A 16,173-nucleotide genomic window follows, 5' to 3' on the forward strand; every position below is an offset into this window, starting at 1 on the left:
ACGTGGAAGGCTCATCGAGCGCGGCCCGCGAAGACGGCCGCTATCTGCGGCGGCTCAAAGCCGCGAGCACGGGGGCCGCCGACGCGCGGCTGGTGTTCCTGTGCAACTTCGAGGCCGAGGAGCAGTGGGCGGTCGGCCACACGGGCCTGCCCGCACCCAGGTTCCCGGTGTCGGCGGCGCTGGTGCGGCGGATGGAGGAGCTGGGCGCGACCCTCGCGGGACCGCGTGACGTCCTGCTGCTGTCCGCACCACTGGACGAGGACTTCAGGGCGCACGCCCGGGCCGCGGGCGCGGCGCTGCCGGAGGTCCTGGTGCCGGAGCGGGCCGCCGGCAGCGCATCGACGGCGCAGGCCGTGCTGGACTCCCCGCGCGCGCTGGCCGAGCTCACCCGGCTGGCCGCCGAGGGCGCCTGGCTGATGCCGATGGGGACCTCGCCGCTGGAGCAGCGGGTCGCCGAGGTGACGGGACTGCGGCTGGCGGTCCCCGACTCGGCCACCTTCGAGCGGGTGAACAGCAAGATCTACGGCCGCAGGCTCGCCGCCGAGGCCGGGCTGCGGGAGGTGCCGGGCGAGTGCTGCGTGCAGGTCGGCCAGCTCGCCGACGCCCTGCGCAGCCGCTACCCGGCCATGGCCGAGGGCCGGCCGGTGGTGGTGAAGGACGCCTACGGCGTCTCCGGCAAGGGTCTGGTCGTCCTGGAGAGTCCGGAGAAGGCCGAGCGGCTGCTGCGCATGGTCGGCCGTCGGGCGGAGCGCACCGGCAACCACCGCCTGGAGGTGGTCGTCGAGGAGTGGCTGCCCAAGCACTGCGATCTCAACTACCAGCTGACCATCGACCGCGACGGCCGGGTGGAGTTCGACTTCGTCAAGGAGGCGCTCACCGAGAACGGGGTGCACCGCGGCCATCTGATGCCCTCGCGGCTGGGCGAGGGCCAGGTGGCGGAGCTGCGCGAGGCGGCGGCGGCCATCGGCAAGGCGCTGTACGCCGACGGCTTCACCGGCATCGCGGGGGTGGACGCCGTGCTCGGCGGCGACGGCGTCCTCTACCCGATGCTGGAGATCAACGCCCGGCTCAACATGTCGACCTATCAGGGCGGCGTCACGGAACGGGCGCTGCGACCGGGCCATGTCGCGCTCGCCCGGCACTACGCCCTCACCCTGGACGCCCCCTGTCCTCTGGACCGGGTGCTCGGCGCGCTCGGCCCGCTGGCCGACCCCGAGGGCGACCCGGCGTTCGGCGGCGCGCGGCTGGTCATCACCTGCTTCGGGACGCTCAACGCTCTCGCCGGCGAGAGCACAGGGGCGCCGTTCACCGGGCGGCTGTACGCGGTGCTCTTCGCCCCGGACCGGGAGCTGCTGGCAGCCGCGGACGCCGCAGCCGAGAAGGCCCTTTCCCGTATCGCCTCCCGAGGAGAACCGTCGTGACCGAGCAGCACCCGTCCGAGCACACCGTCCAGGGCATACCGGTCAGCGCGCTGGCCGAGCAGTTCGGCACCCCGCTCTACCTCTACGACGGCGACCGGCTGCGCAGCACGTACCGGGAGCTGCGGGACCTGCTCGACCCGCGGATCGACATCTTCTACTCGGCCAAGGCCAACCCCAACGTGAGCGTCTGCGCGGTGCTGCGCGCCGAGGGCGCCGGCATCGAGGTCTCCTCGCTCGCGGAACTCGTGACCGCGCTGCGGGCCGGCGCGCGGCCGGAGGACGTCATCTTCCTCGGCCCAGGCAAGTCCGCCGAGGAACTGCGGGCCTGCCTGGACGCCGGTGTGCACGCGGTGGTGTGCGAGTCGCTGGAGGAGCTCACCGCCCTGGACGCGATGGCCCCGCCCGAGGGGGTGCGGGTCCTGCTGCGCGTCAACCCGGTGTTCAGCAACAAGGGGTCGCGGCTGTCGATGGGCGGCAAGCCCCGGCAGTTCGGCATCGACGAGGAGATCCTGGACGGCGCGGGACCGCTGCTGCGCTCGCTGTCGCGGGTCCGGGTCGAGGGCGTCCACGCCTATATGGGCACCCGCATCCTGGACGCCGACGCCGTCGCCGCCAACACACGCGGCATCCTCGCACTTGCCGGGCGGCTCTCCGCCGAACTGGGCTTCCCCCTGCGCACCGTGGACATCGGGGGCGGTCTGGGGGTGGCGTACTTCGACAACGAGAAGGACCTCGACGTCGCGGCGGCCGCCCACGGGGTCAACGCCGAGGTCGCCGCGTTCCTCGGCGAGCACCCCGGCTGCCGCGTGATCACCGAGCTGGGCCGCTACCTCGCGGGCTGGTGCGGCCTGTACGTCGTACGCGCCCGCTACGTGAAGCAGTCGCGCGGCGAGTGGTTCGTCGTCGCCGACGGCGGCACCAACCACCACATGGCCGCCGTGGGCATCGGCAGCTTCGTCAAGCGCAACTTCCCGATCCGCTCGCTGACCCGCCCCGAGGAGCCCGGCCGCCGCCCGTACACCGTCACGGGGCCGCTGTGCACACCCAACGACGTCATCGGCAAGCAGGTGGAGCTGCCGGACGTCGAGCCCGGCGACCTGCTGGGCGTGGAGCGCTCCGGCGCCTACGGGCCGAGCGCGTCCCCCGTGCTGTTCCTCAGCCACGGCCACCCGGCCGAGGTGCTCGTCCTCGACGGAAACGCGCACCTGGTGCGCCGTCGCGACACCGTCGAGGACCTGCTCGGCCGGCAGATCCTCGTCGAGGTGTGACACCGGCGGCGCACCCGCCCTCCCGCACGCCCTACGACCTCCGCGACTCCCCCGCAGGACCGACCACACCGACCGCCACAACCGCACCGACCACACCGACCACACCGACCACCGCAACCTCCGTCACGCCGCACAAGGAGTGCACCCGTGGACCGTTCCGAGACCATCGCCGTCATCGAGAAGTGCCTCACCGAGGTGCTCAAGCACGAGGTGACCGGGCTGCGCGAGGACCTCAGGCTCTTCGACGACCTGCACCTGGACTCCACCTCAGTCCTGGAACTGCTGATGGTGCTGGAGGACGCCGTAGGCCTGGAGATCGACCCGGAGAACCTCGACATGGACGACTTCCGCACCGTCGGCACGCTCGCGGACTTCGTCGAGCGCAGCCTTGACGGGGCAAACTGACCGTGCCCGCGCTTCCCGCCGCGCTCGCGCTGGAGTCGGCCGTCTGGCTGGTGGCCGACCACCGCAACCCGTACGGCTACGACCAGGAGCTGCTGGACTACCACCGGGACCTGATCGCCCCCCACGGGCTGCCGCTGCGCGGGGACCTGGTCCGCTCCGGGACCGGCGTGTCCTTCACCGACCTCGCACACCGCCTGGTCGGCGCGGCACACCGCTCGGGTCTGCCGTGGCCGCAGGGACCCGACCTGCTGGTACTGGCCTACGCCCTGCCGGACTACCACCCGCTCACCACCGTCAGCGCGGGCGTCAACCGGCTGCTGGGCGGCGGGGCGCGCAGCTTCGCGGTCTCCGAGCAGGGGCTGCGCGCGCCGTACACCGCGCTGCGGCTGGCACGGGCCTACGCCCGGTCCGGCCGCTGCGCGCGCCTCGCGCTGCTGGTGCTGGAGCAGACGACGCTGCCCTACGCCGAACCGCTGCTGGAGCAGAGGCGGCTGGCGGACTCAGGGGCGCTGCTGTTCTTCGGCCAGGACGGCGGCTACGGGCCGGCCTCGCCGCCGGCGGCCGTGCCGGAGGGCCGACTCGCCGGCGCCCTTGCCGCGGCGGCGGACGGCGTGCCGGAGCGGGACGTGCTGGTGGTGGCCGGCCCGGGGGCGGACGCGGCGGAGCTGGCGGCCGCCGGCCTGCCCTGCCACCGGGCCGGCCCGGGCTCGTACTGCACCGGCGTCTGGCTCGACCTGGCCCGGCACCACCGGGACTGGGCTGCGCGCTACCGCGCCCTGGTGCTGTGCGACACCGACCCCAGGACCGGCCGCAGCAGCGTCCTGGCCCTGCACTACAGGGGCGCCGCCCCGACCTCCGCCCGACTGCCGGCAAGGAGCGCACACCGATGAGCCCGACCGCTGTACCCACGCGACCCGGTCAGCAGGCTGACCCCGCGCCGGGCGTGCCCCCTGCGCCCTTCGGCTTCCCGCGGCGGCTCGACGCGCTGCACGCGCAGGTCCTGCGGGAGGACGCCGGCGGTCCGCCGGCCCGCCGCGTGCCCTCGCCGGAGGGGCTGGTGCTGCTGGCCGCGGCGGACCCCGACGGGTCGTCGCCCGGCCGCTTCGGGCTCGCCTGCCGGCCTGCGACGCCCGAGGAGCTGGCGGTGCCCGCGCCGGCCCGTGCGGCCTTCGGAGCCGGTCTTCTCGCGCTGCACTGCGACCTGGTCGAGCACACCCTGCGGCACGCCCTTGACCACCTGGCCGCCAGGACGTCGGGCGGGGCGGACCTGCTGTCGCGCCAGCTGGTCCAGGCCGGCCTGGCCGACGCGGCCCTGGCGCTGCTGGAGGAGCGGGCGGGCGGCCCGCCGGCCGGACAGGACGCCCTCGCACGCGCGCACCTGCGGCTGGTCGCGGCGGGACGCACCCTGCTGCGGCTGCTGGGGGCCAGCGGCTTCCTCGCCGACGGTCCCGGCGGTGAGCTGCACGCGGCCGAGATCGCCGCGAACGTCTACGCCCACCCCGGTACGGAGGGATGACATGTCTGACACCGGCGGCCTCGCCGCACCGCCCGCGGTGACCTACCCGACGGTCTACGCGCCCCCGGCTGCGCCGCTGGCCGGAACCGACCTCGACCCGCCGCTGCGCGCCCTGGACCGCCACTGCCGCGAGCTGTCCGAGGGGATGCGGGAGGCGGGGGCCGCGGTCGACCGCGATCCGGACGCCATCGCCGGGCTGCTCCACCTGCCCGCCGTCGGCTTCCAGGCGCAGGGCTCGCTGCCGCCCGAGTACCGCGACACCGGCGCCCACCCGGCCGGCCCGGTACAGGCCAGCGCCTCCTCGCTCGGCTGGGCCGTCACCGCGGAGCGCCTGGCCTACGGGGACGCCGGCGTGCTGCTGGCCTGCCCCGGCCCTTCGCTGTCCGGCCTCGCGGTGGAGGCCCTCGCGGACGACGCCCAGCGCACCGCGTACTACGAGCGCGTCACGTCGGCCCCGACCTGGACGTTCTTCGGACTCACCGAGCCGCGCAAGGGCTCGGCTGCCATGGAGCTGGAGACGTCGCTGGCCCCGGACGACGACGGCACGCTGGTGCTGAACGGTGAGAAGCGGTACGTCGGCACCGCCGCGAGAGCGCAGACAGGCGTGGTGTTCTGCCGCCGCGCACCGGGCCCCTGGGGCATCGAGGCGGTCCTCCTCGACACCGCGCAGCAGGGCTTCGAGGCCGAACTGCTGCCCATGGTCGGCCTGCGCGGCGCGCGGATCAGCCACATCCGCCTGACGGACCTGCGGGTGCGGCCCGAGCAGGTGCTCGGCCGGCACCGGCCGCCGAGCCGGCGCGGTCTGTACGGCGCGCTGCACGTCCTGTACCGCGGGCGGCCGGGCATCGCCGGAATGGCGCTCGGCGTGACCCAGGCGGTGTGCGACTACACCGCGGCGCACCGGCCCGCCATGCCCGCCTCGGCCCGCGGGCGCCTGGACGGGGTACTCGACCGCGCGGCGGCGCTGCGCCGGCTGGTGCACACCGTCGCGGGCGAGATCGACCACGGCGTGGTGGACGTCCCCAGGATCGGCGCCGTGAAGTCCAGGGCGGCCGCCCTCGCGGAGGAGACGACGCTGCTGGCCGCCGAACTGCTGGGGCCGGCCTCGCTGATCGAGCACCCGTGGCTGGAGAAGGCGTACCGGGACGTGCGCGCCTTCGAGTACATGGAGGGCACCGGCGCGGTGCACCGCCTCTCGGTCTTCCACGGCCTGGTCAAAGGCGACCTGCTGGGAAGCGGCCCGGTCCCGGAGCCGTACGTGACCCCGGCCGGCGTCTCCGCGCGGGCCGGCGGCAGGAGCGCGGGATGAGCCCGGCCCTGTCCGGCGTACCGCCCCACGCCCCGGGGCTGCGGCTCGGCGTCGACCTGCTGCGGGCCGGCGAGCTGGACCGCGTCATGGGCCGGGGCTGGTTCACCGCCTACGTCTACGCGCCCGGCGAGCTGGCAGAGGCCTCCTGGCTCGGACCCGCTCGGCGGCGCGAGTACCTCTCCGGCCGGTTCGCCGCGAAGGAGGCGCTGCTCAAGGTGCTCGGGCGCGGCCTGTTCCAGGGTGTCGCCCCCCGGGACATCACGGTGCTGCGCCGCCCGGAGGGGGCGCCCGCCGTGACGCTCGGCGGGAGCGCGGCGCGCGCGGCGGCGGACCTGGGCCTCGACGCCTTCGCCGTCTCCCTCAGCCACAAGGACGGCATCGTCGCGGCGGTGGCCGCCGGCTGGCGGGCGAGGCCGGCGGGCGATCCGCGCCAAACGGCCGGTGTCGCCCCGCTGCTGGCCGCCGCGATCGGCGCCGCGCTTGCGGAAGGCCCGCCCGGCTCCGCCGTGCCCTTCGGCGCGCATGAGCCGTGCCGGCCGCCGTCACCGTCCTCCCCCTCAGCAGCCATGCCCGCCCCACCCGCCGTCACCGCCACCTCGCAGGAGTCCTCATGACCGCCACCGGCACGCCCCGAGTCGTCCTGGGCTACAGCGGCCTCGACGGGTCGCAGGAATGCAAGACGCGCGAATTCCCCGGCCTGAGCACGCCGGAGAGCCGGCTCTTCCAGGGCCTGGACTCCGCCGCCGCGCTGCTGGTCGACGGCGAGCTGGTCGCCGCCGTACAGCAGGAGCGGTTCTCCGGCTCCAAGTTCGACCACCGCTTCCCGCGCGACGCCATCGACTACTGCCTGCGCTCCGCGGGACTGGGCATGGCCGACGTGCAGGTCGTCGCCCACAACTTCGACTACGGGCGCATGGCGGCCTTCTCGCAGGCGGACGCGTACTCCCGGCTGCGCTACTCCTCGGTGTACGACCCCGCCAACCAGACCCGGCTGCTGCACGCGAACCACCCGGCCGCCGCCGGGCGGCTGGAGGTCCGGCCGGTCAACCACCACCGGGCGCACGCGCTCAGCGCCGCCGTCCCGTCCGGCTTCGGCGAGGCGCTCGTGGTCGTCCTGGACGGGATGGGCGAACTGCACGCCGTCACCGTCCACCACTGGAAGGACGGCGAACTGCGGCGGCTGGCCGCGCTGGACTTCCGCAGCAGTCTCGGCCTGCTCTACGGGCTGACCACCTTGCACCTGGGTTTCTGGCCCAACAGCGACGAGTACAAGGTGATGGCCCTGGCCGCGTCCGGCGACCCCGCCCGCTTCCGCTCCGCGCTGCGCGAGGCCGTCGTCCTGGAGGCCGACGGGCGCTTCTCGGTCCCGCTGCTCGGCCTGAACCACGACCCCCGTGCCCGCGAGACCTTCTCCGGGTCGCGGCAACGGCTGGTGGAGTACGGCTGCCCGGCGCAGGAGCCCGGCCGGCCGCCGACGCCGCTGCAGACGGACTTCGCCGCGGCGGTCCAGGAGCGGGTCGAGGAGGCCTTCCTGCACGTGGTCGGCCACTGGGTGCGGCGGACCGGGGTGGCGCGCGTGGCGCTGGCCGGCGGCGTCGCGCTCAACTGCGTGGCCGTCGGCCGGCTGTGCGCGTCGGGGCTGGTCGAGGAGGTGTACGTGCAGCCGGCCGCCGGCGACGAGGGCACCGCGGTCGGCGCCGCCCTGGCCTTCGCCGCCGACCCCGCGGCGGTCCGCTGCCCGCCGATGACCTTCCTCGGCCCGGACGTCGACGAGACCCCGCCGCCGTCCGCGACGCCGTACTGGCACGCTCCGGCCGCGCCCGGGGTCGCCGAGGAGGCCGCCGCCGCGCTGCTCGCCGAGGGCTGCGTCCTCGGCTGGGCTCAGGGGCGGCTGGAGTTCGGGCCGCGGGCGCTGGGCAACCGCAGCATCCTGGCCGACCCGCGCGAGCGCGGAACGCGCGACCGGGTCAACGCGGCGGTGAAGTTCCGCGAGGGCTTCCGCCCCCTGGCGCCTGCGGTCAAGTCCGAGTCGCTGCACGCGTGGTTCGACGTCCCCGCCTCCGCGCAGCTGCGCCACATGACGGTCACCGTCCCCGTACGCCCCGAGTGCAGGGACCTGATCCCGGCGGTGGTCCACGACGACGGCAGCGCCCGCGTGCAGAGCGTGCACGCCGACGAGGTGCCGGGACTGTGGCGGATCCTCGACGGTTTCGAGCGGCTGACCGGCGTGCCCGTGCTGATGAACACCTCCCTCAACGTCAAGGGCCAGCCGACCGCGCGCGACGGTGCCGAGGCGTACGCCACCTTCTCGTCCTCGCAGTTGGACGTGGTGTTCATCGGCGGCACCGTCTACGCCAAACCCGCCTGGGAGCAGCGGGTCAAGGACGCTCTGGCCGCCGCCGAGCGGCCCGCGGCACCCGCGCGGGAGGCGGCGGGCGGACGCTGACGCCGGCCGGCCGACGCCACTCCTGGGACAAAGAGCCAGATTCGTGTCACGATCCCACTACGTCATAGGTGCAGACCAATAACAGGGCAAACGCTCGGTTCGGCGCGGTCCCGCGGGCAACCATGAGAAGCACTCGAAAGGTCTTGACTGTGAAGCCGCTGACCAGGCATCCAGGGGATGGCGCAACGAACACGCCGGGCGCCCGCGCAGGCGCAGGCGAGCCCTTCGTGGGACGGCGCAGCGAGTTACGGACGCTGGAACTCGTCCTGGGCGGGCTGAAGGACAGCCGCGGCCGGGTCCTGGAGATCATCGGCGAGCCGGGCATCGGCAAGACGCGATTACTCGGCGAGCTGGAGCGGGCCGCCGCCGCGCGCGGCCTTCCAGCTCTCACCGGCCGCGCCCCCGAACCCGAACGCCGCATCCTGTTCGGCCCGTTCGTGGACGCGCTCGACGACCGCCTCGCCGACCTGGCGACCGGCGGCGCCGCGCGGCCCACCCATGAGACGCTGCGGTCGCTCGGCTCGGTCTTCCCCTCGCTCGCCCCCCTGGTACCGGCCGCCGCCCCGGCCCCGGGCACCCACCCGGCGCCGCTGCCGCTGGGACTGCACGGCTTCTACCGCGCGGTGCGCCAGTCGCTGCACGCGCTGGCCGTCCCCGCGCTGGTCCTGGCGCTGGACGACATGCACCGGGCGGACGAGGAATCCGTGGAACTCATCGCCCAACTGCTGCGCCGGCCCATCGACACCCCCGTCCTGCTGGTCCTGGCCCACCGCCACCGGCAGACCCCCGTCCGGCTGCGCGCGGCGCTCGCCGGGACCGCGTGGGACCACGAGCGCCTCCAGCTCGGACCGCTCAGCGACCGCGACATGGCCGCCCTGCTCGGCGAGCGCACCAGCACCCCCTGGCACCGCGCGCTGTACCAGGAGAGCAGGGGCAACCCGCTCTACCTCAAGGCTCTGCACGCGTGCATGCCGCAGAGCCTGCCTGCCGACCCCTCCCTGACGCCGGGCGACGCCGGAGAGCTGCCGCCCGCCGTGGAGGCCGCGCTGCTGGCGGAACTCGACGCGCTCAGCCCGCACGGCACGCTGCTGGCCAGGGCCGCCGCGGTGGCCGGGGAGTCCTTCGACGTGCCGCTCGCCGCCGAGATCGCCTCCCTCGACGAGGCCGTGGCCCTCGGCGCGATCGACGAACTGGCCGCCGCGGACATCATCAGGCCCACCGCGGGCCCCCTCGACTTCTCCTTCCGGCACTCCCTGGTGCGCCGCGTGGTCTACGACAGCACCAGCCCCGGCTGGCGGCTGGGTGCCCACGCCCGGGCCGCGGTGGCCCTGCGCCGCGCGGGCCTGCCGGCCGCCGCCCGCGCCTACCACGTCCAGTGCACCGCGGCGGTCGGCGACCTCGACGCCGCCGAGGTGCTGGCCGAGGCCGCGCAGGCGGTACGCGTCCAGGCGCCGGCCACCGCTGCCCAGTGGCTGCGCACCGCCATCCGCCTCGTCCCGGCCGCCGGCGAGCACACGGCGCGCAGGCTGGAGCTGATGGTCCTGCTGGGCACGGCGCTGGGTGCCTCGGGCCACCTCCAGGCCGGCCGGGAGGTGCTGCACGAGGCGCTGGCCGGCTTCCCCGGCCGGCCGTCGGCCACCAGAGCCGAGGCCGCCGCGCTGTGCGCGCGCCTGGACCGCCAGCTCGGCCGGCCGGTGGAGGCCGGGGAGCTGCTCGACCGCGAGATCGCGGCGCTCAGGGGCGCGCCGGGGCTGGAGCGTGCCGGGCTCGAACTGGAGCGGGCGCAGGGCGAGTTCGTGGCGGGCGAGACCACGGCCGGCCGCGAGTGGGCCTACCGGGCGCTGGTGACCGTCCGCAGCCACCCGTCGGCGGCGCCCTTCCAGGCCACGGCCCTGGGCATCGCCGCGTCCGCCGCCTGCCTCGCCGCGGACCGCAGGGCCGCGGCGCGCGAAGCCGACCGGGCGGCGGAACTGCTGGACCGCATGCTGGACGAGGAGTTCACCCGGCGCCAGGACGCCGGGGCCTGGGTCGGCTGGAGCGAACTGCTGCTGGAACGCCCCACCGAGGCGCTGCGCCACGTCGACCGCGCGCTGGCCTTCGCCCGGTACGGCGGGCAGGCCGCGCACCTGCCGAACGTCTTCGTCGCCCGCACCCTGCTGCTGCACTCCCTGGGCCGCCTGCACGAGGCCAGGAGCTGCGCCGAGGAGGGCGTCGACCTCGCCCAGGCGTCCGGCGGCGGCGAGGAGCGGGCCGCCGCCCGCGTGCTGAACCGCTGGGCGGGCCTGTGGACCGGCGACCCCACGGCCCCGCCGGGCGCCGGCCTGCGCCCGGTCGAGCCGCGGTCCGGGCCGGCCGAGGGGCTCTTCGACTCGCTCTCGCGGTACATGCAGGCCGAGCACCGGCTGGAGTCGGGCGACGCCGAAGGCTGCCTGACCCTCGCACGCACGGGCGGCGGCCCCGGCTTCGAGGCCTTCGACCCGTGGTCGCGGGTGAGCTGGGGCGAACTGGTGGTGCGGGCCGAACTGGCCGCGGGACGCGGGGCGGAGGCTCGCCGCGCTGCCGACCTGGGCTCGGACGCCGCCGACCGGCTCGGCCTGCCCGGCCGCAGCGGCCTCGCGCTCCTGGGCCAGGCGCAGGCGCTGGCCGCCCGCGCACCGGCGGGCGCGCTGGACACGGCCAGGTCCGCCGTGGAGGCGCTGGAGGGCGCCGGCTCGGTGGTGGACGCCCTCCGTGCCCGGATGCTCGTCGGCACCCTGCTCGCGGCCCGCGGGAGGACGGACGAGGCCGAGGTCTGCCTGCGGGAGGTGCAGACCGCGTGCGCGGCCTACGGCGCCCGGCCGATGGCCCGCCGCGCGCTCGCTGCCCGCAGGGACCTGGGCTGCCGCACCGCCCCCGACCCCGACCCCGCCTCCGCGGGCGCCGCTGACGCGGGCCGGCCGTCGCTGACCCGGCGGGAGAAGCAGGTGGCCTCCCTGGTCAGCGAAGGACTGACCAACCGCCAGATCGCCCAGCGGCTCTTCCTCGCCGAGAAGACGGTCGAGATGCACCTGTCCCGCGTCTTCGCCAAGCTCGGCGTCAGCAGCAGGACGGCCCTGGCCGGCCTGCTGATCCGCGCCTCGGCGTCCGCGGTCCGGCCGGGCCTGCTGTGAGGGTCGGCGCCGGCTGCATCCCGGGCCGGCCGGCGCCCTCGTAGGCGGGTCCAGCACAGCGGGTCGTCGGTCACCGGTGCCCGGCGCCGTCGGACCCGACGAATACTGCCCAGCCGTGTGGTCCGACCTGGCCGGAGTCGTGCCCGGTCTCGGGGTCGGCGGCAAGTATGCGGGCGTTCTGGGTGAGTTGGAGCGGGTGGTCGGCGAGGTTGAGCGCGACATCGAGGTGGTCGGCGTCGTGCGTCATCCGGATGAGGTACTGCTGGTTGTCCAGGTGCAAGGTGGTGCTGCGGGCGTGGTGCAGCCATGGATGGCGGCGGCGCAGGCCTATCAGGTGCTGGTAGAGGCGGTGGATCGGCTGGTTGCCCGCCGGCAGCCCCGGGCCGTGGGCGGGGAACTCGGGCCGGATGGCGTCGTCGCCGCCGGGGCGGTGCTCTTTGACGCCTTCGAGGGCGAATTCGTCACCGGCGTAGACGCCGGGCGTGCCCCCGAGCATGGTCAGCAGGACGATCGCGTGGGGCAGGTGCCTGGTGTCGGCGATCTGCGTGGCGATCCGGGTGACGTCGTGGTTGCCGATGAACGTCGCGGGGACGAAGCCGGCGAGCATGGCGTTGTGGCGGCGCAGCGCCCAGTCCAGCTCGTGGAAGTTGCGGTCGTCGATCGACGACCAGATCGCTTTCCACAGTTCGTACTGGGTGGTCGCGTCGGCAGTGCTGTCGCGGACGAACGCGGCGTAGTCGCCGTGGAGGACCTCTGCTTCGAACCACACGTCCGGATGCGTGGCGCGGACCGCGGGAAGGGCCTGCGCCCAGAAGGCGGTCGGGACGGCGTAGGCCGCGTCGAGTCGCCAGGAGTCCGCGCCGCGGTCCAGCCAGTGGCGCATGACCTGCACGACGTGGGCCTGGACTTCGGGGTTGTCGTGGTTGAGGGCGACGAGCTGCTGGTGGCCCTCGAAGGTGGCCAGCTCGACTCGTTCCGACGACCCGACGGTGCGGAACCAGCCGGCCGCCTGTCCGGCCGGTCCGTCGCGAAGCGCGGCCTGCGCGAGCCGGTGGTCGCGGCTGACGTGGTTGAACACCCCGTCCAGCTGTATGCGCAGACCGCGTCGGTGGGCTTGCGAGACGAGCGCGTCGAAGTCGTGCTCGTCTCCCAGGCGCGGGTCGATGGCGAAGTGGTCGAGGGTGTCGTAGCCGTGCGTGGCGGCGGTGAAGATCGGGCCGAGTGCGATCCCGGACGCACCGAGTTCGACGGCGTGGTCGAGCCAGGCGATGATCCGCCGCAACCTGCGCTCCCCCGGCCCCGGTGCACCGGTCTGCGGCGGGGGGTAGGAGCCGACGAAACCGAGGGGGTACAACCGCCACCAGACCGCGTGGTGCACCCAGGCCGGCTCGGCGATGACGGCCTCGGGCGTCTCCGCGGACTCATCGTTCACTGGTCTCCCCTATCCGCTCGATGATCCCCGCCGCCAGCACGAGCACGCCCAACTCGGTGGTGGACAACCCCGTGAGGGCCTCGCTCAGCCAGCGGTCCCGCAGCGCCATATCCGCTGCCAGCGAGGCCCGGCCCGTCTCGGTGAGCGTCAGCACGCTCTGCCTGCCGTCCTTGCCGTCGGGACGGCGGTCGATCAGACCGCCGGCCTCCAGCTCGGCGAAGACCCTGGTCAGCGACTGCGGTTGCTGGCGTTCCTCGCGGCTGACGCGCAGCGGCGTGCTCTCGCCCACCCGAGCCAGGTGGCTGAGCACGGCCACCTTGGCGTTGCTCAACGCGGATCGGTCGCGCTCCACTCGCAGCCGGCGAGCCAGTCGCAGCACTCCCGCCCGCAGCGCTGGTGCCACCTCGGAAGGGACGATCTCACCATCCATAGGTACTACGCTATCACTTACCATCCTGCGTGCTACGTGTTTGCTGCAGCAGCCAACGGAGCCCAAATTACTCAGAATCAGCTGAGCACAACGGGCAGGACCGCGTGGCAGGGCGCGCCGGCCGGACTAGCCTCGCGACTGCCGGCGGTACCGACCGGGGGCCACGCCGTACTCCCGCTTGAACGCCTTGGCGAAGGCGAATTCGGAGGTGTATCCCGTGCGTTGCGCGACGGTCTGTATCGGCTTGTCGCTGTCGCGCAGCAGTCGCGCCGCCAGGGTCATCCGCCACCAGGTCAGGTAGCCCAGCGGCGGTTTGCCGACCAGCGAGGTGAACCGGCGGGAGAAGGCCGCGCGCGACAGTCCGGCTTTCGCGCCCAGCGCCTCGACCGGCCACTGCCCGGCGGGTTCCTGGTGGATATGGCGCAGCGCTGCGGTGATCGCCGGATCGCGCAAGGCCGCGGCCCACCCGGTGGCCGGGGCCGTCGTCCGCCTGCTCGTCGAACCAGGCCCGCAGGATGTACAGAAGCATGATGTCCAGCAGGGCCGACACGACCGCTTCGGTTCCGTGGTCGGGGTGCGCGATCTCGTCACCGAGCAGGTTGACGGCAGCAAGTAGCCGCGTGCGGTGGCCGAGACGTGCCGGAAGGTGGATGACCTCGGGCAGTTCCTAGAACAGGGGGTGCGGCCGGGTCCGGTCGATCGTGTACGCGCCGCACAGCAGGACCGTCGTGGCTCCCTCGCCCTCGTCGGCGCTCGGCGCAATCTCGCGCAGGGAGGCCGAGGGTGCGCCCGTCAGGGACGTCGCGGGGCTGTCGGCCAGAGCGTGCCCGCAGCCGTGCGGAAGGCACACCACATCGCCCACGCTCAGGGCGACCGCGGCGCCCGTACGAAACTGCCGGACGGCCTGCCCCCGGCAGTCGGTCGCGAGCTCATCGAGGCCACCCACCAGGTCTGCCCGTACTCCAACGCCACGCGCGGCAACATCCCGGTCGAACTGCTCGCCGGGTAACCGCCGCCCCGCTGAAGGCCACCTGTCCCGCAACCGTCGGAATCCGCGGTCCCCGGGCAGTCACCCCGACGGCCGCCGGGCGGTGACCGTATCGATGAAAGCGACCACCGCCCGGGTCGATCGGACGAAGGTCGACCGGACTGTCCAGACACTCATCGACCACGCGCTGTGCGGACACGGCCGGAGCCACTGCCGGTGGTTCGGCGCAGCAGGGGGATGAGGGCCGCTGCGACAGCGAGGTGGATCAGTGCCAGCGCGGCCTTGGTGCCGCCGGTGGCCTGCTCGACGAAGACCGGGACCAGGGAGAGCAGGGCGACGGTGACGGCCAGGGCCGTCCACCAGGTCGCGGCGCGCGCGATGCGGCGCTCCATGAGGGCGAGGGAACCCCAGCCCAGCAGCGCGAACAGCAAGGAGAAGGCCAGGACGACGGGCAGGCCGATGGTCGCGGTGCCCTGGGAGTCGGTGAGGACGAAACCGGCGCCCAGCGCGTGCGCCACCAGCCAGACCGCCGCCGGCAGCAGCGTGGCGGCCCCTGTGGCGACAGCCCGCGCCCGCCGCCTGGCGTGCACGGTCGTCGTCGTGCCGCCGGGAGTGCTCGGGGCCGGGTGCAATTGCGTCGTCATGGCAGTTCTCCTGTTCGGGGACGGGCAGCGCCCGCAGGGCGGGGAGCCGGCAAGGGCCGGTCGCGCTGTCACTGATACGTCGAACGGGACGTCGCGGAATCGACACGGCCGGGCAGAAGCCGCCGGATCGGCGCCGCCGCGGAAGTTCACGCGCGTACGCCCGGCACGCTGTCCAGCGGGGGCCGGTATCGGGCAAGCTGGGGCAAGCCTCTGATGTGTCCCAGCTCACCCCGAGGAGCCGCCATGACCGAGACCCTCCGCCTCGACCCGGCGAAGACCGCACTGGTCCTGATCGAGTACCAGAACGATTTCACCAGCCCGGGCGGGGTGCTCCACGACGCCGTGGCAGGCGTGATGGCGAAGACCGGGATGCTGGCGAACACCGTGGCCCTGGCCGAGGCCGCCCGCGCCGCCGGCGTCACCGTCATGCACGCGCCGATCGCCTTCGCCCCCGGCTACGGCGAGCTCTCGCGCCACCCGTACGGCATCCTCAAGGGGGTCGTGGACGGCTCCGCGTTCGTCAAGGGCACCTGGGGCGCCGCGATCACGGACGAACTGGCCCCGGCCGACGGCGACATCGTGATCGAGGGCAAGCGCGGCCTGGACACGTTCGCCAGCACCAACCTCGACTTCATCCTGCGCAGCAAGGGCATCGACACGATCGTCCTGGGCGGCTTCCTCACCAACTGCTGCGTGGAGTCCACGATGCGCACCGGTTACGAACACGGCTTCCGGGTCGTGACCGTGCGCGACTGCCTCGCCGCCACCTCGCAGGAGGAGCACGACAACGCGCTCGCCTTCGACTACCCGATGTTCTCCCTGCCGCTGACCTCGGCGGAGGTGATCGCCGGCCTGTGACGCCGGGCCGCGCCGGGGGCGCGGTGCCGTCCGGGGTCCGACCGGACCGGGTCCGGAGGCGGGGTCGAGGAGGACGGCGAGGACATCGAGGTCCTCGAACTCCCCTTCGCCGAGGCCCTCGCGATGACCCGCGACGGCCGCATCGCCGACGGCAAGACCGTCCTGCTCCTCCAATGGGCCGCCCTGGACGGTCCCTTCTGCCCCGCGGCGGCCCGCTGACGGCGCCGCCCGCCGGCCTCCGGGAACGCAGCCGGCCCCCGACCCCCTGCGCCCGGGCGGCGGGGGTCGGGGGCCGGTGCGACCCGAG

Annotated in this window: 15 protein-coding genes and 3 pseudogenes; 13 read left to right on the top strand and 5 right to left on the bottom strand. The window is 74.4% G+C overall.

The window, feature by feature from the left end:
* The first annotated feature begins 2 nt into the window (after positions 1 to 2).
* From NFU81_RS06635 to NFU81_RS40770, 9 genes are all read left to right on the top strand, one after another.
* The gene (locus NFU81_RS06635) at positions 3 to 1,421 is read left to right on the top strand and encodes a preATP grasp domain-containing protein (RefSeq protein ID WP_251485980.1); all 1,419 of its coding nucleotides are present in this window, start codon (positions 3 to 5) and stop codon (positions 1,419 to 1,421) included.
* Complete coding sequence (locus tag NFU81_RS06640; protein ID WP_251485983.1) at positions 1,418 to 2,689, top strand: type III PLP-dependent enzyme; 1,272 nt, start codon at positions 1,418 to 1,420, stop codon at positions 2,687 to 2,689. The genes NFU81_RS06635 and NFU81_RS06640 overlap by 4 nt, the downstream gene beginning before the upstream one ends.
* Positions 2,690 to 2,836: 147 nt before the next feature.
* Entirely contained in the window at positions 2,837 to 3,094 is a 258-nt protein-coding gene (locus NFU81_RS06645) for an acyl carrier protein (RefSeq protein ID WP_251485985.1), read from the top strand.
* Between the two features lie 2 nt (positions 3,095 to 3,096).
* On the top strand, positions 3,097 to 3,984 hold the full coding sequence (locus tag NFU81_RS06650; RefSeq protein ID WP_251485988.1) for a hypothetical protein: 888 nt from the start codon (positions 3,097 to 3,099) through the stop codon (positions 3,982 to 3,984).
* Positions 3,981 to 4,610 (top strand): hypothetical protein, encoded by a 630-nt coding sequence (locus NFU81_RS06655; RefSeq protein WP_251485990.1) that lies wholly within the window; start codon positions 3,981 to 3,983, stop codon positions 4,608 to 4,610. Before NFU81_RS06650 ends, NFU81_RS06655 begins: the two co-directional genes overlap by 4 nt.
* 1 nt (position 4,611) lies before the next feature.
* Positions 4,612 to 5,919 (top strand): acyl-CoA dehydrogenase family protein, encoded by a 1,308-nt coding sequence (locus NFU81_RS06660; protein ID WP_251485993.1) that lies wholly within the window; start codon positions 4,612 to 4,614, stop codon positions 5,917 to 5,919.
* Positions 5,916 to 6,533 carry a holo-ACP synthase gene (locus tag NFU81_RS06665; protein WP_251485996.1) on the top strand — a complete coding sequence of 206 codons (618 nt, stop codon included), beginning with the start codon at positions 5,916 to 5,918 and terminating at the stop codon, positions 6,531 to 6,533. Before NFU81_RS06660 ends, NFU81_RS06665 begins: the two co-directional genes overlap by 4 nt.
* Positions 6,530 to 8,365 (top strand): carbamoyltransferase family protein, encoded by a 1,836-nt coding sequence (locus NFU81_RS06670; RefSeq protein ID WP_251485998.1) that lies wholly within the window; start codon positions 6,530 to 6,532, stop codon positions 8,363 to 8,365. The genes NFU81_RS06665 and NFU81_RS06670 overlap by 4 nt, the downstream gene beginning before the upstream one ends.
* Positions 8,366 to 8,592: 227 nt before the next feature.
* Positions 8,593 to 11,514 (top strand): helix-turn-helix transcriptional regulator, encoded by a 2,922-nt coding sequence (locus NFU81_RS40770; RefSeq protein ID WP_274038113.1) that lies wholly within the window; start codon positions 8,593 to 8,595, stop codon positions 11,512 to 11,514.
* A gap of 70 nt (positions 11,515 to 11,584) precedes the next feature.
* On the opposite strand, the gene NFU81_RS06685 is transcribed toward NFU81_RS40770, so the two are convergent.
* The 3 genes from NFU81_RS06685 to NFU81_RS06695 form a co-directional block, all read right to left on the bottom strand.
* Entirely contained in the window at positions 11,585 to 12,946 is a 1,362-nt protein-coding gene (locus NFU81_RS06685) for an alpha-amylase family glycosyl hydrolase (protein ID WP_251486000.1), read from the bottom strand.
* Complete coding sequence (locus NFU81_RS06690) at positions 12,936 to 13,376, bottom strand: MarR family winged helix-turn-helix transcriptional regulator (protein WP_251486002.1); 441 nt, start codon at positions 13,374 to 13,376, stop codon at positions 12,936 to 12,938. The genes NFU81_RS06685 and NFU81_RS06690 overlap by 11 nt, the downstream gene beginning before the upstream one ends.
* 126 nt (positions 13,377 to 13,502) lie before the next feature.
* The gene (locus NFU81_RS06695) at positions 13,503 to 13,829 is read right to left on the bottom strand and encodes a helix-turn-helix transcriptional regulator (RefSeq protein ID WP_251486004.1); all 327 of its coding nucleotides are present in this window, start codon (positions 13,827 to 13,829) and stop codon (positions 13,503 to 13,505) included.
* Between NFU81_RS06695 and NFU81_RS06700 the strand changes: the two genes are divergently transcribed.
* Positions 13,810 to 13,992 (top strand): hypothetical protein, encoded by a 183-nt coding sequence (locus NFU81_RS06700; RefSeq protein ID WP_251486006.1) that lies wholly within the window; start codon positions 13,810 to 13,812, stop codon positions 13,990 to 13,992. The two genes, NFU81_RS06695 and NFU81_RS06700, sit on opposite strands and share 20 nt — an antisense overlap.
* On the opposite strand, the pseudogene NFU81_RS06705 reads toward NFU81_RS06700, so the two are convergent.
* Positions 13,933 to 14,238 (bottom strand): annotated as a pseudogene (locus NFU81_RS06705) (cupin domain-containing protein); the annotation flags it as partial. The gene NFU81_RS06700 and the pseudogene NFU81_RS06705 overlap by 60 nt on opposite strands.
* 21 nt (positions 14,239 to 14,259) lie before the next feature.
* Here NFU81_RS06705 and NFU81_RS06710 point away from each other — a divergent pair.
* Positions 14,260 to 14,385: pseudogene (locus tag NFU81_RS06710) on the top strand (Ohr subfamily peroxiredoxin); the annotation flags it as partial.
* Between the two features lie 152 nt (positions 14,386 to 14,537).
* Here the strand turns inward: NFU81_RS06710 and NFU81_RS06715 are convergent.
* Complete coding sequence (locus NFU81_RS06715) at positions 14,538 to 15,008, bottom strand: DUF6069 family protein (RefSeq protein WP_251486007.1); 471 nt, start codon at positions 15,006 to 15,008, stop codon at positions 14,538 to 14,540.
* 243 nt (positions 15,009 to 15,251) lie between these two features.
* On the opposite strand from NFU81_RS06715, the gene NFU81_RS06720 reads away from it, so the two are divergent.
* Both NFU81_RS06720 and NFU81_RS06725 read left to right on the top strand, forming a co-directional pair.
* Entirely contained in the window at positions 15,252 to 15,866 is a 615-nt protein-coding gene (locus NFU81_RS06720; protein WP_251486009.1) for a cysteine hydrolase family protein, read from the top strand.
* Between the two features lie 36 nt (positions 15,867 to 15,902).
* Positions 15,903 to 16,085: pseudogene (locus NFU81_RS06725) on the top strand (NUDIX domain-containing protein); the annotation flags it as partial.
* Positions 16,086 to 16,173 lie beyond the last annotated feature (88 nt).

The sequence above is a fragment of the Actinacidiphila cocklensis genome (assembly GCF_907177275.1).
In the GTDB taxonomy this organism is placed as follows: Bacteria; Actinomycetota; Actinomycetes; order Streptomycetales; family Streptomycetaceae; genus Actinacidiphila; species Actinacidiphila cocklensis.